This is a genomic window from Stenotrophomonas sp. 86428_Sma (assembly GCF_056481585.1).
On record NZ_CM151156.1, the window covers coordinates 4,477,886 to 4,501,478 of the forward strand.

Genomic DNA, 23,593 nt, shown 5'->3' on the forward strand with positions numbered 1-23,593 from the left:
AATCTCGTGATGAACGTACTTGTCATCGGCTCTGGCGGCCGCGAACACGCCCTGGCATGGAAGCTGGCCCAGTCCTCCCGTGTCACCGAAGTGATCGTGGCTCCCGGCAACGCCGGCACCGCCAGCGAAGACAAGTGCCGCAACGTGGCGGTCAAGGTCACCGATATCGACGGCCTGCTGGCGCTGGCACAGGCCGAAGGCGTGGCGCTGACCGTGGTCGGCCCGGAAGTACCGCTGGTGGCCGGTGTGGTCGACCGCTTCCGCGCTGCTGGCCTGCGTATCTTCGGGCCGACCGCCGCTGCCGCGCAGCTGGAAGGCAGCAAGGCCTACGCCAAGGACTTCCTGGCCCGCCACGACATCCCCACCGCGTTCTACGCCGTGCACACCGACGTGGACGCCGCGCTGGCCTACATCCGCGAGAAGGGCGCACCGATCGTGGTCAAGGCCGATGGCCTGGCCGCCGGCAAGGGCGTGATCGTGGCGATGACCCAGGTCGAAGCCGAAGACGCTGTGCGTGACATGCTCTCGGGCAACGCGTTCGGCGATGCCGGTGCCCGCGTGGTGATCGAGGAATTCCTCGACGGCGAGGAAGCCAGCTTCATTTCGATGGTGGACGGCGTGCATGCGCTGCCGATGGCCACCTCGCAGGACCACAAGCGCGTCGGCGACGGCGATACCGGCCCGAATACCGGCGGCATGGGCGCCTATTCGCCGGCCCCGGTGGTCACCCCGGAGGTGCACGCCCGCGTGATGCGCGAGGTAGTGAACCCGACCGTGCAGGGCATGATCGCCGACGGCATCCCGTTCACCGGCTTCCTCTATGCCGGCCTGATGATCGATGCCAGCGGCGCGCCGAAGGTGATCGAATTCAACGTGCGCTTCGGCGATCCGGAAACCCAGCCGGTGATGCTGCGCCTGCAGTCGGATCTGGTGGAGCTGGTGGAAGCCGCCATCGATGGCCGGCTGGATCAGGTGGAAGCACACTGGGATCCGCGCCCGTCGCTGGGCGTGGTGCTGGCCGCGAAGCCCTACCCGGAAGCACCGATCACCGGTGACGTGATTTCCGGCCTGGATGATGTGCCGGCCAGTGCCAAGGTGTTCCATGCCGGTACGGCATTGGATGCGCAGGACCAGGTCGTCAGCGCCGGCGGCCGCGTTCTGTGCGTGGCCGCACTGGGCGACAGCGTGCGCGACGCGCAGGCGAATGCGTATGCAGGCGTGGCCAAGGTGACCTGGGCCAATGAGTTCCACCGCAACGACATCGGCTGGCGGGCGATCGCACGCGAGGGGTGAGGTCCGGCGCCGCAGCCACGCATGGCGTGGCTCTACAGGCGCCACACCGCCGGGGTGGATCCACGCCATGCGTGGATTGAACACCACGGAAAGGCAAAGGCCCGTCAGAACCGGGCCTTTGCTTTACAGGACTGCTTCGAGTCCCTTCCGATCAATCAGGTTAAGCAACTTCAGTGACGGTCCGCTGGGCTTCTTCTCGCCCTGTTCCCAGCTGCGTACGGTGGAAACGCTGGTATTGAGAACTCCAGCAAACACCGGCTGACTGAGCTGCAATGACGCACGCAGGGCACGGATCTGGGCACTGCTGTATTCAGGGACCGGCTCAAGGCAAAGCGCTTCGTAGCTGCTCAACCGACGTTTATCGATGAAGCCATGTGCGTGCAGACTCACAGCCGCATCATGCACCGCCTCAAGAAGCGCACTTTTCGCGCGCCGTCGCTCAGAGGTCTTCGTCATGGCTGATCTCCTGTAGATCCCCGTACTCCACGGCACGATTCAGCTGCGCCGTACTCATTTTCAAGAACTCCGATGCGTACAGCTGCAGCGCATCGCGTTCCGCATTCGTGATTGCAGCACGTTCATTCTTCTCGTAGCCGAAAAGGAAGAACCAATGCCCGCCTCGCTGTGTTGCGACGATGGTTCGAGCGCTTCCGCGCTTTCCTCGCCCCGGCAAGGCAACGCGCTTCTTGAAGATTCCGCCGCTCAGCATCCACCAGACCCGCTTCCATTTCACGTACCGACCGGTACAGCGCAGCATCGGACAGGGTGGTCCTGCGCATGCTGCGATTGAAACTTCGGGTGCGGAAAACGCGTGGGATGATCTTACCGTGCCACCTGGTGGTACGGCGTGAACATCAGGATCCAGCGCATGACCCGGTCGGCGCAACCACCGCCCCGGCGTCAGAGTAGAGCCACGCCATGCGTGGATGAGAACGCCACCTGACTCGTCCTGCCATAGGTTGACACCGATGGGTGGATGGTCCGGCCGCCGTCAGGCGGCCAAAGACGCCCGATGCATCGCATCGGGCGTCTGCATTTTAAGGGACAGGTGGGGGCGCTCAGCGTTGTAGATGTCTACGGCCTCAGCCACCATCTGGCGGGCTTGCCCCAGGTCCCGTGGGCGATGAAGCAGGAACTCGCACTTGAGGATCCCGTTGACTCGCTCTGCCAGAGCGTTCTGATAGCAGTCGTAGCCGTCGGTCATCGAGCAGGTCAGGCCGTGCCGCGCATGGATCTTCTGGTAGTAATCCGAGCAGTACTGGATTCCACGATCAGAGTGATGGATCAGCTTCTGCGGTGTCTTTCTCCCTTTCAGCGCCATCTCCAGCGCCTGAGCTACCTGCTCTGTCTGTAGCGTTTCGTGCACGCTCCAGCCCACGATCTTGCGCGACCAGGCATCGGTGACCAGGCTCAGATACACGAACTTCCCCTGCGTCGGCAGATAGGTGATGTCCGCCACCCACACCTGCTCGCTACCGGTTGGTATTACGCATCCTTGGCCAGGTTTGAGCAGATTCGGATGCCTGCGAAAGCGATGATGGCTGTCGGTAGTCTTGTGATAAGCCCGACGTTTCGGTACCAGCAGGCGCGCTTCCCGAAGTACGTCAAACAACCGGTCACGCCCCATGGTGATTCCCGCCGCCTGCAGCTTCGGTCCGATCAAATGGTGCAACTTGCGCGTCCCGATCCGTGGCTGCCGCACGCGGCAATCGCTCACCAGCGCCAGTGCTTTGGTCTCGCTGGCGCGTCGTCGTTGATGCCGGCACCCCGCTTGATAGAACGCCTGTCGACTGATGCCGAAATGGCGGCAAGCCCTTGCCACGCTTACGCCTTTGAGGCGCCCTTGCGTGAGGACTTGCCTGAAGGCTTTTTTACGATGCGCACCCCGTAATCCTCTTTGAGGACATCCACGATGGCTTCGAAAAGCTGTGCTTTCTCGTTGGCCTCCCGCAACTGGACCTGCAGGGCCTTGATCTGTTGTTCCGGCGTCAGCGGCGTGGCCGGTCCACTTTTGGGAGAAGTCGTCATGGGGGCAGATGATGCACCACCTGACCAATCCTGCCGACCATGGCGGCGAAGCCACTTCAGAACCGTGCTGCTACCTTGGATACCGTATCGCTCCTGAGCCTTCTTATAGGTCAGTTCTCCACGCTCGACCTGATCGACCACGGACAACTTGAAGGCCAGCGAGTAATCCCGCTGACTGCGCCTGATTGTTGATTTCATTGAACATTCCTTTTCCAGAGGGAAAAGGTGTCAACCCAATTCAGGACGGGTCAACCAAAAAGAAAAGGCCCGGCAATGCCGGGCCTTTTCATTGCTTCAACGCCATCCCGCCTTACGCGGTGAACAGCGCCTTCATCTTCTTCAGCGCGTTCGCTTCAACCTGGCGGATGCGCTCGGCCGATACGCCGTACTCGTCAGCCAGTTCCTGCAGCGTCACCTTGCTGTCGGCATCCAGCCAGCGACGGCGGATGATGTCGCGCGAACGGGCATCCAGCTCGGCCAGGCCTTCGCGCAGCAGCTGCATCTGGTTGTCTTCGCTGTCGGCACGCTCGTAGGCCATCGACGGGTCTTCGTCGTTGGCGACCAGGAACGCAGCCGGAGACGGCGGCGCGTGTTCGTTGTCCTCGTCGGTCGGCGCATCGAAACCGATATCGCGACCGGACAGGCGCGACTCCATTTCCATGACCTCGCGCTCGGACACGTTCAGGTCCTTGGCCACCGCGCTCACTTCGGCCGCGTTCATCCAGCCCAGGCGCGTCTTCGACTTGCGCAGGTTGAAGAACAGCTTGCGCTGCGCCTTGGTGGTGGCGACCTTCACGATGCGCCAGTTCTTCAGGATGAACTCGTGCATCTCGGCACGGATCCAGTGCACGGCGAAGGACACCAGGCGCACGCCCATTTCGGGGTCGAAGCGCTTGACCGCCTTCATCAGGCCGATGTTGCCTTCCTGGATCAGGTCGCCCAGGGCGAGGCCGTAGCCGTTGTAGCCGCGGGCCACGTGCACCACGAAGCGCAGGTGCGAATGCACCAGTTCGCGCGCGGCGTCCAGATCGTTGCCGTCGCGGAAGCGACGGGCCAGGTCCTGTTCGTCATCGACCGACAGCACCGGGATCTGGTGCACGGCACCGATGTAGGCGTCCAGCGAACCGAGCGCACTGGGAATCGGGAGATTGTTTGCCACAAGGGCAGTAGAGGTGTTCTGGCTCATAGGCACCCATCTTAGCAGTCCGGGATTTGGACTGCTAAAGGAGGAAAAAGTTCCAGCATCCTATTGATGCAACACTGGTCCCAAACAGAGCCCTACCGTAGCGCGATTTGATGACAGTGGCGAGCGCGCTTTTCGGGATTCACAATCCCTTGGAATTCAAGCAATTACCTACCGGAAACCGGCCGATTCCGGTCAAGCGGAGCTGAACGGGTAGGCCTGGAGGCGCATTCAGGGGCGGGGATGTTGCCAGATGTTCAGCCCCGCGCGCCACAGGCTCGATGTTTTACTACTAAAAAACCCGTTGACAGCCATGCGGCAGCATGCTCCGATGCATCAACTAATTCATACGTAGATGCGCATGGCCCGCCCCGCCTCCCAGACTCCCACCCCGGCCGAGCAGGCCATCCTCGACATCCTCTGGGACAAGGGCGAAGCCTCCGTGCGCGAAGTGGCCGATGTGCTCGGCGAACACAAGCCGGTTGCGTACACCACGGTGCTGACCATGTTCAACGTGCTGGCGAAGAAAGGCTTTGTCAGTCATCGCCAGGAAGGTCGCGCCTACATCTATCACGCCACGCTCAGCCGCGAGCAGGCCCGCCGGCAAGCGCTCGACCATCTGCTGCATCAGTTCTTCGACGGCTCACCAAACGTGTTGGCACAGCACCTGGTGGACGAACGCCAAATCGACCGCAACGAACTGCAGGCACTGCAGCAGCGCATCAGCGATGCCAGGGCCGGGAGGAAGGAATGAACCTCATCGACATGGCGATGGCACTGGGCCTTCGGCAGTTGCTGTTGTCTGCCGTTGTGCTGCTGCCCGCGCTGTGGCTGGCACGGCGGCGGGCCCTCAGTGCCGAACAGCGCTCCTGGCTGCTGACCGCCGCGATGGCAGCAGCCCTGCTGTTGCCGCTCAGCGCCTTCCTGCCGGGCTGGTCGACCACCCTGCCTGCACCGGCACCGCCCGCCGCCGCGTTCCACCCCCTGCCCGGCGAAGGCGCAACGGCGGGAGAGGCCATCTTCGAAGCTGGACGGCAGCCCGACATCTATTACGTCGAACTACCGAAGACCCTGCCGACAGTGCTTGCAGTGGTGTGGCTGCTGGGCACCCTGTGGCTGGGCATGCGCCTGCTGGACGCGATGCTGCACGCGCGCCGGCTGCGGCGGCTGGCACAACCGGCGTCCGCCGGACTGCGCGCGGCCCTGGCCGACATCGTGCCCGCCCACGTGACGATCGCCACCTGCGCCGTCGACGGGCCGATGGTGGTCGGCCTGTGGCGCCCGCAGATCCTGCTGCCCCGCCCCTTGCTGGCACGGCTGGACAACAACGTGCTGCGCGACATCGTCCGCCACGAGGTTGCACACCTGCATCGACGCGATCTGTGGACAAGCACGCTGCTGCGGGCGGGAACAGCACTGTTCTGGTGGAATCCACTCCTGCACCTTGCCCAGGCACGCCTGGCGCTACTGCGCGAAATGGCCTGTGATGCACGCGCTGCGATGCAGGCACGCGAACCGCTGGACTATGCAGGCTCGCTGCTGGCCGGTATCGAACAGCTTCAGGCCCTGCGCGAAGAGGCGCCGACGCTTGCACTGGGCATGTTCAGTGCACGCAGCCAGCTGGCGCAGCGCATCGACCAACTGCTGGACGCCCCGTCGTACGCCCCTCGGCGCCGCAGTCTGTTGATGCTGGGCCTGCTGCTTCTGCTGGCCTGCGTCGGCACCGCGGTGGCTGTCTCACCACGACTGGCCTCACCAGCGGCCAGCACCTCCGATACGCGCGTCAACACTCTGCTCCAGGCCGCCAGCACGCATGACCTCGCGCAGGTCCACGCGTTGGCGGTGGCGGGCGTCGATCTCGATGCGCGCGTGCTCGGCGATGGCACGGCGCTGATCCAGGCCATCCGCGCACGCGATCCGGTGATGGTCGACGCCCTGCTGCAGCTGGGAGCCGACCCTGATCGCGCTGCGCTGGGCGAAGGCAATCCGTTGATCGTCGCCTCCGCGCTGGGCCTGCAACCCATCGTCGAGCAGCTGGTGCAGGCCGGTGCAGACGTCAACCGGGTCGTGACCTATGACGAGACGCCGCTGATCAATGCCTCGCGCGAAGGGCATCTGGTCACCGTGCAGTACCTGCTCGCGCACGGCGCCGATATCAACCTGGGGGTGGAAGCCGACGGCTGGCTGGGCCGCTGGCGGACACCGTTGAACCAGGCCGGCACCGCGGCCGTACGCGATTACCTGCTGACGCAGGGCGCCCGCCGCGAACGACGCTGACTCCGCCGCCGCATCGCCTTCTGCGCTGCGGCGGCAACCTGTTCCACCCGCAACGATCGGACGCGGCAGGCGTGCGTGGCAACGCCTGCGCCGATCCCAACCCTCTTCCACTCCCGCAAGGATGTCGATGATGAACCGCCTGTTGCTGTGTTCGCTGCTGGTCTGCCTGACCCCGTTCCACGTGATGGCCACTGACGCCAGCGCAGAAGACGCCGCGCGCTTTGCCCAGGCAATGGCCCACGGCCTGCGCCCCAGCACCGCGCAGCTGGGCGCGGCGCTGCCGCAGTGGTCGATCGAGGAACGCCTTGCCCATTACAAGGTGCCGGGTGCCGCCGTTGCGGTGATCCGCGATGGCAAGGTGGTGTACGCCGCCGGGTACGGCCTGCGCCAGGCAGGCACGCGCGACGCGGTGGATGCCGATACCGTGTTCTCGGTGGGCTCGGTCAGCAAGATGGGCGCTGCGGCGACCACCCTGAAGCTGGTTGCTGCCGGCAAGGTCTCGCTGGAGGAGAACATCGATCCCCGCCTGCACCGCTGGCATGTGCCTGCCGATGCGCAGGGACTGCACCCGCCGATCAACCTGCGCATGCTGCTCTCGCACACCGCCGGCTTCAACGTGCATGGCTTCCAGGACTACCAGCCCGCCGAGCGCTTGCCGACCCTGCTGCAGACACTGGATGGACTGGCGCCTGCAAAGAATGAACCGATACGCCTGATCCACGCACCCGGCCAGCAGGTCGACTATTCCGGTGGCGGCTACACGGTGGTGCAGCTGGCGATCGAAGACCTGACGGGCAGAGCATTCGCTGACGTCGCACGTCGCGAGGTGTTCGCGCCACTGGGCATGTCCCGCAGCACGTACCAGAACCCCTTGCCTGCCGGCTACGGCAACGTTGCCCATGCGCACGACAACAAAGGCCTGCCGGAGGCCCTGCCACGCGGCTGGCAGAGCTTTCCGGAACAGGCGGCGTCCGGGCTGTGGACCAGCGCCAACGACATGGGCCTGTTCGTCGCGGCCCTGCTGCGCAGCATCCGCACGAAGGATGGATGGCTGCCGCAGTCATTGGCCCTGCAGATGGTCAGCGAAGTGGCGCCGGCCGGTCGTGGCCTGGGACCGGAGCTGGCCGGCACCGGTGCCAGTCGCCGCTTCTTCCACAATGGCAGCAATGACAGCTATCACGCCGGCATCGAAGGCTACCCGGAGAGCGGCGATGGATTCGTCATCCTGACCAATGGCGACAACGGCCCCGCGCTGCGTGGGGAGATCCGCAATGCCCTGTCCGATGCGCTCGGCCACAACGCCAAGCCGGTCATCCGCACGCTGGATCCTGCATTGCTGGCGGAGGGCTATCCGCGCTTCAGCGGTCGCTTCGTACTCGATGACACCCTGCCCATGGATCTGCGCAGCGGCCTGGCCGATTGGTTCGACGTCACGACCCTGGACGTGCAGGCGGTCGATGCTGGACTGCAGTTGCGCCTGCCCGGGCGTGATGCACCGGTCGCGCTGCAGGCGCTGACGCCCGTCCGCTTCCTGGCAGGCAGTGCGGGGGCGGAACTGCTGTTCCATCGCGGCGGCGATGGCACCGTGCAGGCGTTGAGCGTGATCGCCGAAGGCGCGCGTGCCTACTACCGGCGCGCGGATCCCGCACCAGCAGCGAGCCACTGATCCATCGCTGGCGGCGCCGGGCCCCTGCCCGGCCCGCTCAGAGCGCCGAACGCGGCGGCAGCGACCAGTCGATCGGGGCCTGGCCGCGGCGCTGCAGGTACTCGTTGGCCATCGAGAAATGCTGGCAGCCCAGGAAGCCGCGGTGGGCCGACAGTGGCGACGGGTGCGGCGACTTCAGCACACGGTGGCGGCGAGTGTCGATGACCTTGCCCTTCTTCTGCGCGTACGCGCCCCAGAGCATGAACACCAGGCCGTCGCGTTCGCGGTTGAGCACATCCACCACGTGGTCGGTGAAACCTTCCCAGCCACGCCCCTGGTGGGCACCGGCCTGGCCCTCTTCCACCGTCAGCACGGCATTGAGCAGCAGCACACCGCGCTGCGCCCACGGGATCAGGCAGCCATGGTCCGGACGCGGGATACCGAGATCGCTCTCGATCTCCTTGTAGATGTTCAGCAGCGACGGCGGCACCGGCACTCCGGGCGCCACCGAGAAGCTCAGCCCATGCGCCTGACCGCGGCCGTGGTACGGGTCCTGGCCGAGGATCACCACCTTCACCTGCTCGAACGGCGTGGCATCGAACGCAGCGAAGATCTGCGGGCCGGGCGGGAACACCGCCGCACCGCTGGCCTTGCGCTGGCGCAGGAAGCTGGACAGCTCGCGCATCTGCGGCTGCATCAGGTAATCGCCGACATGCTGCTTCCAGCTCGGCTCGAGCTGGATCGTCGGGGTGCCGGCTACTTCATCAATCATCACGCCACTTCATCGAATCAGGGGTCCATCGTTCAACCGGGCCAGGCGCAGCTGGAACAGCACCTTGGTGACCAGCAGGCGCTCTTCGATCGGCTTGAGCACCAGGTCGTTGGCACCGGACTGCAGCAGCCCGGTCTGGTTGTGCGGGTTGCCATCGCCGGTCATCACCAGCACCGGCAGGCGACGCTTGCCGTAGCCGAAGTCCACGCGCACGCGCTGCACCACGTCGCGACCGCTCAGTTCGCCCTTCAGGGTGACGTCGGTCAGCACCAGGTCGATGCGGTGGCGACTGCGGCCCAGCGACTCGGCAGTGAGCAGGGTGAACGCCTCTTCGGCGCTGACCACGTGCAGCACGTTCAACTGCTGGCGTTCCAGCATGCGCTTGGTAGCCTCGGCGACCACGCGGCTGTCCTCGATATAGAGGATGGTGGCGCCGGGAATGGTCTGCGGCTGCACGTAGCCGCGGATGAAGGTCGCCAGTGCCTCGTGGCCCAGCGCCTTGTCGAAATAGTCGGTGACGTACTCGGTGAAGCGGCGCTGCTCCAGATGCTGCTGGGCATCGCCGGAGACCACGATCACCGGCACATAGGCCTGGCCTGCGGCTTCGCGGACCATCCGCGCCAGTGCCAGGCCGTCGCCATCACGCAGGGTCAGCGAGGTGGTCACCAGATCCACCGGGCCCTGCGCCAGCGCCAGCTGCGCATCCTCGATGCTGTCGCAGCCGATCACTTCCACGCCCGGCAGGTCGCGCTGCAGGACGTCGGCGATCAGTTTGCGGACCAGCTTTGACCCATCGACCACCATCACCCGCGTCGCGGGCCCTTCAAGGTGCTTCAGCGCTTGCGGTTGCATGCCGGTCTCAGGTGTCGGTCGGGCGGGTCTGGCGAAGGAAATGGCCGGTCACCAGCCACGCGCCCAGCCAGCCCAGCAGCAGTGTGCCGAGCAGGACCAGGCTGCCATGCAGCAGGTCCAGGCCGTGCAGCACGAACGGGCTGCCGTAGCTGCGCGAGAGTTCGGCCAGCGGCACGCGCAAGGCAGCGCCGGCCGCAGCAATCAGGGCCAGCGCCACTGCGCCGGCACCCAGGCCATACCACGCGCCCAGGTACAGGAACGGGCGGCGGATGAAGCCATCACTGGCGCCGAGCAGCTGCAGCACGCCGATCTCTTCGCGGCGGGCCTGGATGTCCAGGCGCACGGTGTTGCCGACCACCAGCGCGGCGCCCACGCCGAGCAGCACCGACAGCACCTGCACCAGCCGCGCACCGAACGCGAGCCAGGCATCCAGGCGCTGGCGCCACAGCGCATCGTGCTGCACCAGGTCGGCCTCGGGCAGGCTTTCCAGCGCGCGCGCCAGGCGTGCGTCGTCCTTGCCCTGGCCCGGAGTGATCACCAGCAGCGAGGGCAGCGGGTTGTCGTTGAGTGCATCGATCGCCTCGCCGAGGCCGGCATCGCGCAGTTCCTGCAGGCCCTGCTCCGGCGTGCGCACGTTCACTTCGGCCACGTCATCGCGATCGCGCAGCTGGCCGGCCAGGCGCAGCGCGCCGGGACCATCGACGTTGCCCTTCAGGAACACGTTGATGTCGCGCGACTGCTGCACGCTGCCGGCGAACTGCTTGAGGTTGTCCAGCGCGATCGACAGGCCCAGCGGCAGGGCCAGCGCCAGCGCCATGACCATCACCGTCAGCAGGGTCGCCCACGGCTTGCGGCAGGCGCGGCCGAGGCTGAACACCACGCTGTGCACGTGGTGCTGGAACCAGACGCCCACACGCGACGGGGCGGCGGCTTCGCTGTTTTCGTTCTTCGCCATCGATTACTCCGCCAGGTCCTGCGGCGAGATGTCATCCACCAGCCGGCCGTGGTCAAGGATCAGCACGCGCTTGCGCATGCGGCGCAGCAGCGGCAGGTCGTGACTGACCACCAGCACGCTGGTGCCGCGCGCGGGCAGCTCGGCGAACAGGGCCATGATCTCCGCCGCCAGGGTCGGGTCGAGGTTGCCGGTCGGCTCATCGGCCACCAGCAGCTTGGGCTCACCGACAATGGCGCGGGCGATGCCGACGCGCTGCTGCTCACCGGCCGACAGCTGCGAGGGCAGCGCCTTCTCGCGATGGCCCAGGCCCATCCGCTCGAGCACCGAGCGCACGCGCTTGTTGATGTCGCTACGGCGGGTGCCGCGCAGGATCAGCGGCAGCGCCACGTTCTCGGCAATAGAGCGGTCCATCAGCAGGCGGTGGTCCTGGTAGACCGCGCCGACCGCGCGTCGATGGCGGGGCACGTCGCCACCGCGCACCTTCAGCAGGTTGCGCTCGTCGAACACCACCGCGCCGCGGCTGGGCCGCTCGTCCAGGTGGATCAACTTGAGCAGGGTGCTCTTGCCCGCACCGGAATGGCCGGTGACGAACAGCATCTCGCCCGGCGCGACCTCGAAGCTGACATCGGTCAGCGCCTCGTGGCCACCGGCGTACTGTTTGCTGACATTGTCGAAGCGCAGGACACTCATGCCCCGATTATGCAGGACCGGCGCGACGTCGTGGAGACGGTCATATGATCGGTAGTGCCGGCCGCTGGCCGGCAGCGGTGTGGGTTGCCGGCCAGGGTGGGTGCCGACCGTTGGTCGGCACACCGGTCAAGGTCACCCGACCAACGGTCGGGTGCTACCCGCTGATCGGCAGCGCCGATCAGCTGCCCGACAGCATCCGGCGGATCTTGCGGCCGATGCGGGTCAGGAACGAATCGCCGGTATCAGCAGCCGTGCGCACCGGCTTGGCCACCACCTGCACCGGGGTGACCGGGCTGGCGCCATTGCCGGCGGCGTTCTGCACACCCTCGGCACCTTCGACCGGACGGCCGTGGCGACGACGACGGCGCTTGCGCGGCTTGTGCTCACCGTCCACCGCACCTTCCGGTGCGCCTTCAGCACGCGGCGGGCGCGGCGGACGCGGGGCCTGCGCGGCAGCGCCTTCGGCACCGGCGGCCGGGGCGGCAGCGCCCTGCTCGCCTTCCACGCGCGGCTTGCGCGGGCCACGCGAACGGCGCTCGCCGCTGCGCTCACCGTCGCGGCCACCGCGGCCACCACCACTGCCGGAACGGCCGCCACTGCGGCCACCGCCACGGCGCTCTTCCTCGGCAGCGCGGGCTTCGCGCGCTTCGCGGAAGATCTGGCCGACGCTTTCGTTGTCCTCGCCTTCCTCGCCCGCAGCCGGGGCCGGGCGTTCCGGGCGCGGCAGCGGCGTCAGCAGTTCCTTGGTGACCGGCTCGGACGGAATCTTCTGCTCGATATAGGCCTCGATGTCCGGCAGGCCCATCGCGTAGCGCTCGCAGGCGAAGCTGATCGCATCGCCCTCTTCGCCCAGGCGCGCGGTACGGCCGATGCGGTGCACGTAGTCTTCGGCGTCGAACGGCAGGTCGTAGTTGTAGACGTACTTGATGCCATCGATGTGCAGGCCGCGCGCAGCCACGTCGGTGGCCACCAGGATTTCCAGCTGGCCCTTCTGGAAGCGGTTGAGCAGGCTCTCGCGCTTCTTCTGCGGCACATCACCGGACAGCACGCCGACACGGTAGCCGGCCTTTTCCAGCGAACGCGCCACGCGCTCGACGAACACCTTGGTGTTGACGAAGACCATGGTGCGCGCGCCTTCGCTGCGCGACAGCAGGCCCAGCAGCAGCGGGATCTTCTCGTCGTCGGCCGGGAAGTAGATGCGCTGGCGCACGCGCGCGGCGGTGATGGTCTCGGCTTCGACCACCAGCTTCTGCGGCTCGTTCATGTGCTCGTAGGCCAGCTCCAGCACGCGGTGGCTGAGGGTGGCACTGAACAGCAGGGTCTGGCGGGTGGTGCGCTCCGGCATGCGGCGCAGCAGGAAGCGGATGTCCTTGATGAAGCCCAGGTCGAACATGCGGTCGGCTTCGTCCAGCACGCAGATCTCGCAGGCGTGCAGCGACACCACCTTGTGCTGCTTGACGTAGTCGATCAGGCGGCCCGGGGTGGCGATGATCACGTCCACGCCCTGCTGCAGCAGCTCGCGCTGCTTGTCGTAATCCACGCCGCCGTAGACCAGGGCGAAGCGCAGGCCCAGGTCGGAACCGAACTTCACCGCATCCTTGTGGATCTGGATGGCCAGCTCGCGGGTCGGGGCGAGGATCAGCGCACGCGGATCTTCCGGCTTGCGATCGGCCAGCGCCGGACGCGTCAGCAGGCGGTTCACGACAGCGACCAGGAAGGCCAGGGTCTTGCCGGTGCCGGTCTGGGCCTGGCCGGCGACATCACCGCCGGGCAGCGCGACCGGCAGGGTCAGCGCCTGGATCGGGGTGCAGCGGGTGAATCCGGCTCCTTCAAGGCCGGCCTGCAGGGCCGGGTGCAGCTCGAAGGAGGAAAAGGTCAAATCGGTCAGCGGTTTGTCGCTCATGAGTCCGTCTTGGTATGGCCGCCGGCCCGTGGGGCGGCTGGCACTTCATCGTCTAGGGGCACCGTCGCAAACTGCGGCCCCTGCGGCGGGTTGGCAGGCTGGGACCACCCGGTCCGCGCGCCGCACAATGCCCCAGTTTAACGCACTCGGGCAGGCAAACCGGAATGCCCGGTCTCACCGGATGGAGAGACGACGCGCCTTCATCCAGCCACACAGGACTTGAACGACCCCGCCGGTCCCGCTGGTGTCGCCCGCTGCCACCCCCATCTTCGGGAAGACAGTGAAATCCGACACATACCGGGCTTCGAAGCGATCACGATACGCTGGGTTCCAGCCGGCGCCTGTCCCCGCCCTGCGATAGGGGTACACTGCCGGCCGTGAGCGTCCAGGCATCCCGCCGAACGCACCGCGGCAGTGCGCCGCGAGGCAACGACGAGGGTCGCGCCACCGGGCATGGCCCAGTTCACCCACCTCCGGCATGGCCGGGTGCAATCCAAGACGAGAAACCAAGATGAGCGACAAGGTTGTACATGTCGGCGACGCCGACTTTGATAGCGCAGTGCTGAATTCCAAGGAACCGGTGCTGGTCGATTTCTGGGCCGAATGGTGTGGCCCGTGCAAGATGATCGCCCCGGCGCTGGACGAACTGGCCGATGCCTACCAGGGCCGCGCCAAGATCGCCAAGGTCAACGTCGACCACAATCGTGCGCTGGCCGCCAAGTACCACGTGCGTTCGATCCCGTACCTGGTCGTGTTCAAGGACGGCGAGAAGGTCGGCGAGCAGATCGGTGCGGTGGGCAAGGCCCAGCTGGCCGGCCTGCTGGACAAGGCCCTGACCTGATCCTGCTGTTTTCCGGCAGCCGCCACCCGCGGCTGCCGGCGGACGCCCAGCGTCCATGATGAATGCTGTTCCCGGCAGCCCTTGCACGGCGCCGCAGGCCGATGATAGTGTCGGCACATCCGGCCGCGTTCGCGTGCCGCACCCTCTGGACGCAGTTTCTTCCAGACCCATTCCCAACGTTCGCCGCCCCAGCCGGGCGCTCGCACCTTCAAGCGAGGAATAACGCTCTTGTCCGATAACACTTCCGAAACCGGCAGCGCCGATGCGCCCGCCGAAAAGCGCGTGCGCAAGCCCCGCGTGAGCAAGGCCGCCGCCCCGGCAGCCGCCGAAACCAGCGCCGCTCCGGCGCAGCCGACCCTGCCGCTGGCCGCCGCGCCCGAGGCACCGGCCCCCGCCCCCGCACCGAGCGCGCCCGCCGCCGAGGCCCCTGCCAGCAGTGGCGGTGGCGAAGGTGGTGAGGGTCGCGAATCCGGCCAGCCGCGGCAGCAGAACCACCAGGGGGGCGGCCAGAACCAGGGCCAGAACCCGTACAACCAGAACGGCCAGCAGGGCCAGGGGCAAGGCCAGGGCAACCGCCGTGACCGCTTCCGCAACCGCCGCGACCGTGACCGCAACAACAACCGCTTCCGCGACGACGGCATGCCCAACGACGGCGGCGAGCAGCAGCCCTTCGTGCCGCGTCCGCACGCCAACGTGCCCGAGGGCTTCCCGGTCTACTCGCTGAGCGACCTCAAGCGCATGCCGGCACAGAAGCTGCTGGAAATCGCCGAGCAGCTGCAGATCTCCGAAGGCGTGGCCCGTGCCCGCAAGCAGGACGTGATCTTCGCCCTGCTGAAGGTGCTGACCCGCCACGGTGACGGCGTCGCCGCCGACGGCGTACTGGAAATCCTGCCGGACGGCTTCGGCTTCCTGCGCGCGGCTGAAGCCAGCTACCTGGCCGGCCCGGACGACACCTACATCTCGCCCAGCCAGATCCGCCGCTTCAACCTGCGCACCGGCGACCACATCTCCGGCCGCATCCGCTTCCCGAAGGACGGCGAGCGCTACTTCGCGCTGAACATCGTCGACACCATCAACGGCGAGCCGATCGAAGCGTCGAAGAACAAGGTGCTGTTCGAGAACCTGACCGCACTGTTCCCGCGCCGCCGCTTCACCCTGGAGCGCGGCAACGGTTCGTCGGAAGACATCACCGGCCGCATCCTCGACCTGATGGCCCCGCAGGGCAAGGGCCAGCGCTCGCTCATCGTGTCGCAGCCGAAGGCCGGCAAGACCATGATGATGCAGCAGGTCGCCACCGCCATCACCACCAACCATCCGGACGTGCACCTGATCGTGCTGCTGATCGACGAACGCCCGGAAGAAGTGACCGAGATGCAGCGCACCGTGCGCGGCGAGGTCATCAGCTCGACCTTCGACGAGCCGGCCGCGCGCCACGTGCAGGTGGCCGAAATGGTCATCGAGCGCGCCAAGCGCCTGGTCGAGCACAAGAAGGACGTGGTGATCCTGCTCGACTCGATCACCCGCCTGGCCCGCGCCTACAACAACGTGGTGCCGAGCTCGGGCAAGGTGCTGACCGGTGGTGTGGACGCCAACGCCCTGCACCGCCCGAAGCGCTTCTTCGGTGCCGCGCGCAACGTGGAAGAAGGCGGCAGCCTGACCATCATCGCCACCGCGCTGGTCGATACCGGCTCGAAGATGGACGAGGTGATCTACGAAGAGTTCAAGGGCACCGGCAACAGCGAAGTGCACCTGAGCCGCCGTATTGCTGAAAAGCGCGTGTTCCCGGCCATCGACATCAACCGTTCCGGCACCCGCCGCGAAGACCTGCTGATCGAACCGGAGCTGCTGCAGAAGATCTGGATCCTGCGCAAGCTGCTGCATCCGATGGATGAAATGGCCGCGATGGAGTTCCTGCTCGACAAGATGAAGAACACCAAGTCCAACGACGAGTTCTTCGGTTCGATGAAGCGCTGATCCCTGGCGCTGCATCAGAAGAAACCTGCCGCTCGCTGCGGCAGGTTTTTTTTTGCCTGCAGGGCGACGCACTTCACTTCGCTGGCGCCCGCTTTTGGCGATAATCCGCGCGATACCCTGCCCGGCCCCCGTGGGCCCTGCCACCGATTCCCGCTGTCGCCCCTTCCGGAGAACCGGTCGGGTCCAGCCTCCTGCCGGATCCGTCGACGCATGCGAACGCTGTCTCCCCGCCTCAACCTGGGCAAGCTGATCCTCGCCCTGGCCCTGCTCAGCGCCATCATCGCGCTGGCCAACACCCTGCTGGCCAGCTACCGGGTGCAGCGCGACCAGCTGGTCGGCAATACCCTGGAAGCCAACCGCGTCTACGCCACCAAGCTGGCCGAGACCACCCAGAACTTCCTGCTGGCCGCGCAGCAGCAGCTGGCCTATGCCGCGACCCGCCTGGGCGAGGACGACCTTGATCCGAAGCAGGCCCAGGATGAAGCCAGCCGCCTGCAGCTGCAGTCCAGCAGCTTCAACTCCTCGCTGGTGGTGGATGCCGACGGCCTGGTGATCGCCACCTCGCCGCAGACCCTGCAGCTGCAGGGTGAGGTGCTGCACAGTGTCGGCAACAACGCGGCACTGGCGGCGCGCCAGCCCATGATCAGCGATCCCTACCAATCGGCCACCGGCAAGCTGCTGGTGTCGCTGTCGCACCCGATCTTCGACCGCCAGGGCCGCTATCGCGGCTATGTCAGCGGCACCCTGTACCTGCGCCAGCGCAGTGCACTGCACACGCTGCTGGGCAAGCACTACTACCGCGACGGTTCCTACCTGTACGTGGTGGACCGCAATGGCCGCCTGCTGTACCACGCCGATGGCAAGCGGGTGGGTGACTACGTGGTCGGCAACCCGGCGGTGAAGGCCGTGGTGCGCGGAGAACGGGGCGCACAGCAGGTACGCAACAACCGCGGCGTGTCGATGCTGGCCGGCTATGCACCGGTGGCGGCCACCGGCTGGGGCATCATCGCGCAGCGCCCGACCGAGGCCACCCTGCAGCCGCTATCGCGGTTGATGACCGCAGTGATCTGGAATGCGATTCCACTCGGCCTGCTGTCGCTGCTGGTCACCTGGTGGTTCGCGCGCCGCATTTCGATGCCGCTGTGGCAGCTGGCGCGCAACGTGCAGGGCGGCGAGGACACCGGCAACGCGATCAACCACGTCAGCGGCATCCGCGCCTGGTACTTCGAGGTCGCCCAGCTCAAACAGGCGGTGCTGCACAGCTTCAATGCGCTGCAGGATCGTATCGGCACGCTCAACCGTGCCAGCCGCACCGACCCGCTGACCGGCCTGCTCAACCGCCGCGGGCTGCAGCAGGCGCTGGATGCGCTGCAGGTGCAGGGCATTCCGTTCGCGATCCTGGCGCTGGACATCGATCGCTTCAAGTCGATCAACGACAGTTACGGGCATGACGTCGGCGACAACGCCATCGTCCACATCGCCGACCAGATGCGCCGCTACTCGCGCGACAGCGACATCCTCTGCCGCGCCGGCGGCGAGGAATTCCTGCTGCTGCTGCCGGGCATCAGTACTGAATCGGCCCGCCAGGCCGGTGAACGCCTGCGCCAGCACATCGCCGACCATCCGTTCGAACCGGTCGGCACCATCACCGTATCGCTGGGCGTGGCCCACTTCCCCAGCTTCCATGTCGACGCAGAACAGGCGCTGCGGCTGGCCGACAAGGCGCTGTACATGGCCAAGGAACAGGGCCGCAACCGGGTGGTGGTCTACCCGTACGCCGACTGACGCGGAGCCGGGCTGCCCGGCTCCGCAGCGGGTCTCAGCCCTGCGCCAGCGGGGTCAGCAGGCGCAGGCCGCGCTTGGCGCCGTCCACCATGTAGACGCCGCCTTCCGGCAGCAGATCGCTGCCGACCTGCTCGACCGGGTCCGCCTCGCGCCACGGGACGGTCTGCCGCGGCCCCGGAATGAAGGCGCGCCAGCGGCCATAGCGTTCCGCCACTGCATTGGGATCATTGTTCAGGGCGAAGTTCACCGGGATGCGAACCGTCCAGCTGTCCCGGGTGCTGTCCTCGCCGGTGGTCGGCGGCTTGAAGGTCCACGTGCGGGCGGTGCTGACACTGGCTCTGGCCAGGATGTCGCGCATCTTGGCCAGGGTCCGCTCAGGTGCGACCACGGCCATGTTCACCTGCTCGGCGGCCACATCGGCCACTGTTCCGTCACGGGCCACCTTGACCAACAGCAGCACCTCACCCTGGCCACCGTTACGGTAGGCCGCTTCCGGGTAGCGCGGCGGCGTCATGTGCAGCTGGGTCACCGAATCGGTGGCCTTCGGATCGTACTCGCTGAAGTCGACACTGGTCATGCTGATTTCATAACCGCCATCGGCCGCAGCCTTGCCGCGCAGGCGAACGCGCAAAGGGGCCCGCGTGGCCACCGCCTGGCCATCGCGCAGCGTGGGCTCGAAGCGCCAGCCACCGATGGTGCCTTCCACGAAGGAGGCGATGCTCGGGGCCACCATGGCTTTCTGGTCCAGCACCAGCGAACGGACCGCGCCCTCCGGCGTGACCTCGATATGACCGGACAGCACCATGCTCATTTCCGCAGTCGCACGTACAGCACGTGCGGTCTGCGCAGTGGCATCGCCTGCAAGCAGGGGGGCGCCGGCACCTACGGCCAGCGCGAGGGCGAGAAACAGTGGGGAACGCATCATTGCCGGATCCTTGGTGATGAACGGCGAGCCTATCCCAGTCCCAGCCGCCATGACAGCCGGTTCACGCCAGCCGGTGTGCGCCCGCGTAGGGCGGCGTGTCCGGATAATCACCCCGGGCGAAGCGTTCCTGCAGGCCCTGCCACCAGCCCGGGTCGAACAGGTGCCGGTAGTGCTCGCGCACGGCTGCCAGCTCCGCAGCAGGCAGGCCCATGAACGGACCGAAGCGCTCGGGAAACACGTCGCGCGGGCCGACATGGAACCACGGCTCGTCGGCCATCGCTTCCTCTGGCGTGCGTGGCTGCGGCCAGGCGCGGAACACGCAGTCGCTGACCAGGCACAGCTCGTCATAGTCATAGAACACGGCCCGGCCGTGCCGTGACACACCGAAGTTCTTCGGCAGCATGTCGCCGGGGAAGATGTTGTTGCGCGCCATGTCGGTGATCGCCTGCGCGTAGTCGAGCACCGCCGCGCGCACCGCCTCGCCGGACTGCTCGCGCAGGTACAGGTTCAAAGGTCGGAAACGACGTTGCACATAGCACAGTGCGACTTCGACCTCGTCGCCATCGACACGTACGCTCTGCGCGCACTGCTGCAGCAGCTCTTCCAGCAGGGCCGGCGCGAAGCGCTCGCGCGGGAAACGCAGGTGGCGATAAGGCTGCGCATCAAGCAGGCGGCCGACACGATCGAGATTGAACACCAGCGCGTACTTCTCTTCCACCTGCTGCCGCGACATTGCCTTGGGCCAGGCGAAACGGTCACGGATCAGCTTGAACACCAATGGATAACTGGGCAGGGTGAACACCGCCATGACCATGCCCGGCGTGCCTTCGGCATGCACCAGCCGTTCCTGCGGATGCTCGTTGAAGTGGCGGAAGAAGGTTCGGTAGCGCTCGGTCTTGCCCTGCTTGGCACGTCCCAGCACCGTGTAGATCTCGTCGATCGGCTTGCCCGGCAGCAGGCTGCGCAGGAACACCACCGCGTCGCCCACGGTGCCCAGGTCAGCCTGGAAGTAGCTGCGCGACACGCCAAACAGATGGGCGACATCACGGCGCCGGGTCAGCACCGCATCGGCACGCAGGCCGCGCGCATCGTTGACCAGGGCAATCACGCATGGCGAAAAGCGATGCTCGCCGAACACGCGGCCAACCAGGTAAGCGCGGCGCTCGCGGTAGAACACCGTGTCGAGCAGTTCGATGCTGCGTACCGGCGTGTCCCCCCAATGGGCGAGGTCGTCCTGCAGGCGCACGGCGATGGCCGCCGCACAGCGCAGCTGGTGCGCATAGGGGATGTCGAAGCGGTAGTCGGCCAGCACGCGTTGCAGGGCCTCCACCGGCCGCGTCGGCGAGACCGCGTAGGTATGCCGCGCGACAGGATGGGTGATTGCATCGGAGGGCTCGACGTCGAAAGCAATGAATTCCAGCGCCGGGTCCACGCCGCGGGTAGCGAACAGGCGCCGCGACAGCGTGTTGTAGAAGGTCTTGTACAGCTCGGCGTCGATCAGGCCCTGCAGCAGCGCGCTGTACTGCGCGTGCACCTGCAGCCACAGCGCGCGCTCGCCGATCGCGTCATCGGCGAGGCGGCGCAACGCATCCATCTGCTCGGCGATGCACAGGTCGTACAGGGCGATGCGCTCGACCGCATCCTGTCGCGCACCAGCCCAATCGCGCTGCTCGAAGCGCTGCCGCGCCCGCGCGGTGATCGCCGCGAAGCGGGCATGGTACTGCTCGAAACCATCGCGGATGGCACCGGCGATACGCGGCGCCAGTACGGTTGCGATGACAGGCTCTGACATGCACGGCGTACCCGGGGAGGACCGTCTCCACCATACGCTGGCGTGGGGTGGCTTGTGTAGAGTCGAGCAAGCTCGACTCTACAACGCGCCGGTGGATCAGATCGCCAGTTCGGCCTCTACGTCCTGCACCTTGCGCCGCGCCAGCGCCAGGTTGGATTTGGTCCGGTCCAGCACGATGTAGAAGAACAGGCCCTTCTTCTTCGCCACCGGGCGCATGATGTGGTACGCCTTGCCCAGCGAGATCAGGATGTCCTCGATGCTGTCGTTGAGGTTCAGCGACGCGGCGGTCTTCATCTTGGCGCGGATCACTTCAGTGTTGCCGGCGGCGGCCACTTCCATGTCCATGCCGGCACCGGCTTCGCCCAGCAGCATGCCGCTTTCGTAGTCGACCAGCGCCACTGCCTGCGCGCCGTCGATGCCCATCAGTGCGTTCAACGATTCATTCAATCCAGCCACGTCGCACCCCTTGTCGATGTTGGTTCGAGCCCCTCGTTCCCCTGCGGCCGGGCTCACGATCCGCCGAGTTCGGCCAGGATCGCCTGGCCACATTCCCTGCTCTGCCACAGCACCTGGCCGATCACGCTGCGCTGGTCGCAGGCCGCCATCAGCAGCAGCGGTGCGCGCCCTTCGGCCTGGATCGCCAGCATCAGCACCTTGCCGCCCCCGGCCTCCAGCATCAGCGTCTGCAGATCGCCCAGCAGCAGTTCGCGGCCCACTGCCGCGGCCAGCGCCAGCATCGCGCTGGTCATCGCCGCCAGCCGCTCACCGCGCCCTCCGGCCCCGGCACTGACCAGGGCGAAGCCATCGACACTGGCCAGCACCACCGTGCGCACGCCTTCGACCCGCTGCTGCAGGTCCTGCAGCAGCGGCTGCAGTCGCTCACGCTGACCGGCATCGGGCAGTACCGCCATCTGCCCGTCAGCCATGCGCCGCCACCAGTGCGTGCGCTTCCATTTCGCTCATCAACACATCCATCAGCAACAGTCCCTGTTCGCGGTCGCGGGCATCCACCGCCAGCAGCGGCAGTGGTTGGTCGTCAAGGCTGGCACGGGCGGCCCAGTCGTCCAGTGCGGCCTGCGGTGCCTGGTCCAGGTGGGTGACCGCCACCACCAGTGCCAGGGATGATGCGAACGGCTGCAGCACCTGCAGGTAGTCCTCCAGCTCGCTGGCCAGCCCGGCACGACGCGCATCCAGCAGCAGCACCGCGCCACGCGCGCCCTGCAGCAGGATCGGCCACAGGAAATCGAAACGCTGCTGGCCGGGTGTGCCGTAGAGACGCAGGCGTTCGCCATTGGGCAGGTCGATGTCTGCGTAGTCCAGCGCTACGGTGGTGGAGGCCTTGTCGGCGCCGAAGCGATCACTGTTGGCCACATCCGTGTCGACCACCGCGCCAACCGCGATGCTGCGTACCAGGGTCGACTTGCCGCTGCCCATGCCGCCAAGCACCACCACCTTGTGCTCACGCATTGCGTTCGCTCCCGCGCAGGTGCCGCCACAGGCGGGCAAGCAGGCCGTTGTCGGTGCGGGTGCCACCTGTCGCCATCAGCGGCGCCGCCGGTGCAGTCTGCAGCTGCGCGTAGCCGCACAGGTAGGCGGCATGGATGAAATCGCGCACCGCCGCAGCCGGCAAATCAAGCAGCATCACGCACTCGTCAACCGTGCACGCGCGCTTGAGCAGCAGCGAACACAGGCGGAAGCCATCATGGTCGTGGCCCAGTACGCGGAAGTCCGGCCAGCGCAGCAGCTTCACTGAAGCGCCACGCAGGCGTTCGTCCAATGCCTGCCAATGGCGGCTGCGTTGCGCCCACTGCCACAGCAGCGGTCGCAGTGGCTGGCGTGGCCGCTCACCGGCCAGCGCCTGCAGGCGTGCGGGTGTCAGCGCATCCAGTTGCAGGCGTTCGAAGGCATCGGCCAGACGCTCCACCAGCGCCGCAGCCGGTTCCTGCAGCAGCACGGCCTGGTCGTGCTCCAGATCCATCAGCAGCAGAGGCTCGCCCGCATCACTCAACAGTGCCTGCCCCTGTCGCAGCGGCAGCCGCTCGCGCAGCAGGCGGGTGATGGCGTGTGCACCATCGGCCAGACGGATCGGTGCGGGTGCGTGCATGGCCATGGGCTCCGGTGCCAACTGCATGCGGCGCAGCGCGCGGCCGATGGCACCATCGTCAAGCACGTCCTGGTGCCCATCACCGTCACGCAGCTGGCCGCCCAGGTCTTCGATCCAGCACTGCAGTCGCGGACGCTGCTGACGCATGCGCTGGGCCGCGTTGCGCAGCGCCGGCGTATCGCGGATGACCAGCAGATCGCAATCATCCAGGTCCTGGCTGCGGCGGATCTGGCCGTCCGGCAGGGCCGATGCCACGCGCAGCCGCTGCAGCAGGGCCTGCTCGCCCTGGATGTCGGTTCCCACTACCAGCACGCGTGCCATCCGTGTTCCCCGTGCGGCCACCTCCCCGGTGGCCTCGCGTCGCCAAGGCTAGGGCATCGCCAGCGGCAGCCGTCGTGATCGACTGCTCAGATCGAGGGCGGTTGCAGGCTGTCTCCTATCCGTTCTGCGACGGCCATCGCGGGCAAGTTTCATGCCCCTTTGACGGCATTCCGACAGCCGATGGATGTCACGGTTCTGGTCCCCGGTAGATCCACGCCATGCGTGGATGAAGGGCCGCAGTAATCCTGGCCCA

Annotated in this window: 21 protein-coding genes and 1 pseudogene; 7 read left to right on the forward strand and 15 right to left on the reverse strand. The window is 66.7% G+C overall.

Features of this window, described 5'->3' with window-relative positions:
- Window positions 1-9: 9 nt before the first annotated feature.
- The gene (gene purD / locus ACZK3J_RS20560; RefSeq protein WP_049463290.1) at window positions 10-1,293 is read left to right on the forward strand and encodes a phosphoribosylamine--glycine ligase; all 1,284 of its coding nucleotides are present in this window, start codon (window positions 10-12) and stop codon (window positions 1,291-1,293) included.
- Window positions 1,294-1,416: 123 nt separating this feature from the next.
- On the opposite strand, the gene ACZK3J_RS20565 is transcribed toward purD, so the two are convergent.
- The 4 genes and pseudogenes from ACZK3J_RS20565 to rpoH form a co-directional block, all read right to left on the reverse strand.
- Window positions 1,417-1,749 (reverse strand): helix-turn-helix domain-containing protein, encoded by a 333-nt coding sequence (locus ACZK3J_RS20565; RefSeq protein WP_049401752.1) that lies wholly within the window; start codon window positions 1,747-1,749, stop codon window positions 1,417-1,419.
- A pseudogene (locus ACZK3J_RS20570) lies at window positions 1,733-2,072 on the reverse strand (type II toxin-antitoxin system RelE/ParE family toxin). The gene ACZK3J_RS20565 and the pseudogene ACZK3J_RS20570 overlap by 17 nt, the downstream one beginning before the upstream one ends.
- Window positions 2,073-2,284: 212 nt before the next feature.
- A protein-coding gene (locus ACZK3J_RS20575; RefSeq protein WP_223224739.1) for an IS3 family transposase occupies window positions 2,285-3,519 on the reverse strand; the annotation gives its coding sequence in 2 pieces (ribosomal slippage) (window positions 2,285-3,168 and window positions 3,168-3,519; 1,236 coding nt in all).
- 112 nt (window positions 3,520-3,631) lie between these two features.
- Window positions 3,632-4,507, reverse strand: a complete 876-nt coding sequence (rpoH, locus tag ACZK3J_RS20580) for an RNA polymerase sigma factor RpoH (RefSeq protein ID WP_049428989.1) — start codon at window positions 4,505-4,507, stop codon at window positions 3,632-3,634.
- 358 nt (window positions 4,508-4,865) lie between these two features.
- Here rpoH and ACZK3J_RS20585 point away from each other — a divergent pair, with 358 nt between their 5' ends.
- From ACZK3J_RS20585 to ACZK3J_RS20595, 3 genes are all read left to right on the forward strand, one after another.
- Window positions 4,866-5,258: a BlaI/MecI/CopY family transcriptional regulator gene (locus tag ACZK3J_RS20585; RefSeq protein WP_478476208.1), complete on the forward strand. Its 393-nt coding sequence runs from the start codon at window positions 4,866-4,868 to the stop codon at window positions 5,256-5,258.
- Window positions 5,255-6,781, forward strand: coding sequence for a M56 family metallopeptidase (locus ACZK3J_RS20590; RefSeq protein ID WP_049463291.1), 1,527 nt, complete (start codon window positions 5,255-5,257; stop codon window positions 6,779-6,781). Before ACZK3J_RS20585 ends, ACZK3J_RS20590 begins: the two co-directional genes overlap by 4 nt.
- A 130-nt stretch (window positions 6,782-6,911) precedes the next feature.
- Window positions 6,912-8,447: a serine hydrolase domain-containing protein gene (locus ACZK3J_RS20595; protein ID WP_223224702.1), complete on the forward strand. Its 1,536-nt coding sequence runs from the start codon at window positions 6,912-6,914 to the stop codon at window positions 8,445-8,447.
- A gap of 37 nt (window positions 8,448-8,484) precedes the next feature.
- Here ACZK3J_RS20595 and ung read toward each other — a convergent pair whose 3' ends face one another.
- The 5 genes from ung to rhlB all read right to left on the reverse strand — a co-directional run bounded on the left by ung (window position 8,485) and on the right by rhlB (window position 13,598).
- Window positions 8,485-9,198, reverse strand: a complete 714-nt coding sequence (gene ung, locus ACZK3J_RS20600) for a uracil-DNA glycosylase (protein WP_049400766.1) — start codon at window positions 9,196-9,198, stop codon at window positions 8,485-8,487.
- A gap of 9 nt (window positions 9,199-9,207) precedes the next feature.
- Window positions 9,208-10,050, reverse strand: coding sequence for a response regulator (locus ACZK3J_RS20605; protein ID WP_032129540.1), 843 nt, complete (start codon window positions 10,048-10,050; stop codon window positions 9,208-9,210).
- Window positions 10,051-10,057: 7 nt separating this feature from the next.
- The gene (gene ftsX, locus ACZK3J_RS20610) at window positions 10,058-11,005 is read right to left on the reverse strand and encodes a permease-like cell division protein FtsX (protein ID WP_010481047.1); all 948 of its coding nucleotides are present in this window, start codon (window positions 11,003-11,005) and stop codon (window positions 10,058-10,060) included.
- Between the two features lie 3 nt (window positions 11,006-11,008).
- Window positions 11,009-11,695 (reverse strand): cell division ATP-binding protein FtsE, encoded by a 687-nt coding sequence (gene ftsE / locus ACZK3J_RS20615; protein ID WP_032129538.1) that lies wholly within the window; start codon window positions 11,693-11,695, stop codon window positions 11,009-11,011.
- Window positions 11,696-11,873: 178 nt separating this feature from the next.
- Window positions 11,874-13,598, reverse strand: a complete 1,725-nt coding sequence (gene rhlB, locus ACZK3J_RS20620; RefSeq protein WP_032129537.1) for an ATP-dependent RNA helicase RhlB — start codon at window positions 13,596-13,598, stop codon at window positions 11,874-11,876.
- A gap of 511 nt (window positions 13,599-14,109) precedes the next feature.
- Between rhlB and trxA the strand changes: the two genes are divergently transcribed.
- The 3 genes from trxA to ACZK3J_RS20635 all read left to right on the forward strand — a co-directional run bounded on the left by trxA (window position 14,110) and on the right by ACZK3J_RS20635 (window position 18,198).
- The gene (gene trxA, locus ACZK3J_RS20625; RefSeq protein ID WP_049463293.1) at window positions 14,110-14,439 is read left to right on the forward strand and encodes a thioredoxin; all 330 of its coding nucleotides are present in this window, start codon (window positions 14,110-14,112) and stop codon (window positions 14,437-14,439) included.
- Window positions 14,440-14,667: 228 nt separating this feature from the next.
- On the forward strand, window positions 14,668-16,413 hold the full coding sequence (rho, locus tag ACZK3J_RS20630) for a transcription termination factor Rho (RefSeq protein WP_005414668.1): 1,746 nt from the start codon (window positions 14,668-14,670) through the stop codon (window positions 16,411-16,413).
- A 210-nt stretch (window positions 16,414-16,623) separates the two neighbouring features.
- Window positions 16,624-18,198: a sensor domain-containing diguanylate cyclase gene (locus ACZK3J_RS20635; protein WP_032130287.1), complete on the forward strand. Its 1,575-nt coding sequence runs from the start codon at window positions 16,624-16,626 to the stop codon at window positions 18,196-18,198.
- Between the two features lie 34 nt (window positions 18,199-18,232).
- On the opposite strand, the gene ACZK3J_RS20640 is transcribed toward ACZK3J_RS20635, so the two are convergent.
- The 6 genes from ACZK3J_RS20640 to ACZK3J_RS20665 all read right to left on the reverse strand — a co-directional run bounded on the left by ACZK3J_RS20640 (window position 18,233) and on the right by ACZK3J_RS20665 (window position 23,340).
- Complete coding sequence (locus ACZK3J_RS20640; protein WP_032130286.1) at window positions 18,233-19,123, reverse strand: energy transducer TonB; 891 nt, start codon at window positions 19,121-19,123, stop codon at window positions 18,233-18,235.
- Window positions 19,124-19,184: 61 nt separating this feature from the next.
- Window positions 19,185-20,915 carry a bifunctional isocitrate dehydrogenase kinase/phosphatase gene (gene aceK, locus ACZK3J_RS20645; protein WP_049463294.1) on the reverse strand — a complete coding sequence of 577 codons (1,731 nt, stop codon included), beginning with the start codon at window positions 20,913-20,915 and terminating at the stop codon, window positions 19,185-19,187.
- Between the two features lie 96 nt (window positions 20,916-21,011).
- Window positions 21,012-21,371: a hypothetical protein gene (locus ACZK3J_RS20650; protein WP_005419760.1), complete on the reverse strand. Its 360-nt coding sequence runs from the start codon at window positions 21,369-21,371 to the stop codon at window positions 21,012-21,014.
- 53 nt (window positions 21,372-21,424) lie between these two features.
- Window positions 21,425-21,841: a roadblock/LC7 domain-containing protein gene (locus ACZK3J_RS20655; RefSeq protein WP_049463295.1), complete on the reverse strand. Its 417-nt coding sequence runs from the start codon at window positions 21,839-21,841 to the stop codon at window positions 21,425-21,427.
- The gene (locus ACZK3J_RS20660; protein ID WP_049463296.1) at window positions 21,834-22,382 is read right to left on the reverse strand and encodes a GTP-binding protein; all 549 of its coding nucleotides are present in this window, start codon (window positions 22,380-22,382) and stop codon (window positions 21,834-21,836) included. The genes ACZK3J_RS20655 and ACZK3J_RS20660 overlap by 8 nt, the downstream gene beginning before the upstream one ends.
- Entirely contained in the window at window positions 22,375-23,340 is a 966-nt protein-coding gene (locus ACZK3J_RS20665) for a hypothetical protein (protein ID WP_049463297.1), read from the reverse strand. The genes ACZK3J_RS20660 and ACZK3J_RS20665 overlap by 8 nt, the downstream gene beginning before the upstream one ends.
- Window positions 23,341-23,593: the final 253 nt, after the last annotated feature.

What these genes read in the sequence shown, in the direction of transcription:
- purD (WP_049463290.1), top strand. Translation starts at nt 10, where the DNA reads ATGAACGTACTTGTCATCGGCTCTGGCGGCCGCGAACACGCCCTGGCA.
- ACZK3J_RS20565 (WP_049401752.1), bottom strand. Translation starts at nt 1,749, where the DNA reads ATGACGAAGACCTCTGAGCGACGGCGCGCGAAAAGTGCGCTTCTTGAG.
- rpoH (WP_049428989.1), bottom strand. Translation starts at nt 4,507, where the DNA reads ATGAGCCAGAACACCTCTACTGCCCTTGTGGCAAACAATCTCCCGATT.
- ACZK3J_RS20585 (WP_478476208.1), top strand. Translation starts at nt 4,866, where the DNA reads ATGGCCCGCCCCGCCTCCCAGACTCCCACCCCGGCCGAGCAGGCCATC.
- ACZK3J_RS20590 (WP_049463291.1), top strand. Translation starts at nt 5,255, where the DNA reads ATGAACCTCATCGACATGGCGATGGCACTGGGCCTTCGGCAGTTGCTG.
- ACZK3J_RS20595 (WP_223224702.1), top strand. Translation starts at nt 6,912, where the DNA reads ATGAACCGCCTGTTGCTGTGTTCGCTGCTGGTCTGCCTGACCCCGTTC.
- ung (WP_049400766.1), bottom strand. Translation starts at nt 9,198, where the DNA reads ATGATTGATGAAGTAGCCGGCACCCCGACGATCCAGCTCGAGCCGAGC.
- ACZK3J_RS20605 (WP_032129540.1), bottom strand. Translation starts at nt 10,050, where the DNA reads ATGCAACCGCAAGCGCTGAAGCACCTTGAAGGGCCCGCGACGCGGGTG.
- ftsX (WP_010481047.1), bottom strand. Translation starts at nt 11,005, where the DNA reads ATGGCGAAGAACGAAAACAGCGAAGCCGCCGCCCCGTCGCGTGTGGGC.
- ftsE (WP_032129538.1), bottom strand. Translation starts at nt 11,695, where the DNA reads ATGAGTGTCCTGCGCTTCGACAATGTCAGCAAACAGTACGCCGGTGGC.
- rhlB (WP_032129537.1), bottom strand. Translation starts at nt 13,598, where the DNA reads ATGAGCGACAAACCGCTGACCGATTTGACCTTTTCCTCCTTCGAGCTG.
- trxA (WP_049463293.1), top strand. Translation starts at nt 14,110, where the DNA reads ATGAGCGACAAGGTTGTACATGTCGGCGACGCCGACTTTGATAGCGCA.
- ACZK3J_RS20635 (WP_032130287.1), top strand. Translation starts at nt 16,624, where the DNA reads ATGCGAACGCTGTCTCCCCGCCTCAACCTGGGCAAGCTGATCCTCGCC.
- ACZK3J_RS20640 (WP_032130286.1), bottom strand. Translation starts at nt 19,123, where the DNA reads ATGATGCGTTCCCCACTGTTTCTCGCCCTCGCGCTGGCCGTAGGTGCC.
- aceK (WP_049463294.1), bottom strand. Translation starts at nt 20,915, where the DNA reads ATGTCAGAGCCTGTCATCGCAACCGTACTGGCGCCGCGTATCGCCGGT.
- ACZK3J_RS20655 (WP_049463295.1), bottom strand. Translation starts at nt 21,841, where the DNA reads ATGGCTGACGGGCAGATGGCGGTACTGCCCGATGCCGGTCAGCGTGAG.
- ACZK3J_RS20660 (WP_049463296.1), bottom strand. Translation starts at nt 22,382, where the DNA reads ATGCGTGAGCACAAGGTGGTGGTGCTTGGCGGCATGGGCAGCGGCAAG.
- ACZK3J_RS20665 (WP_049463297.1), bottom strand. Translation starts at nt 23,340, where the DNA reads ATGGCACGCGTGCTGGTAGTGGGAACCGACATCCAGGGCGAGCAGGCC.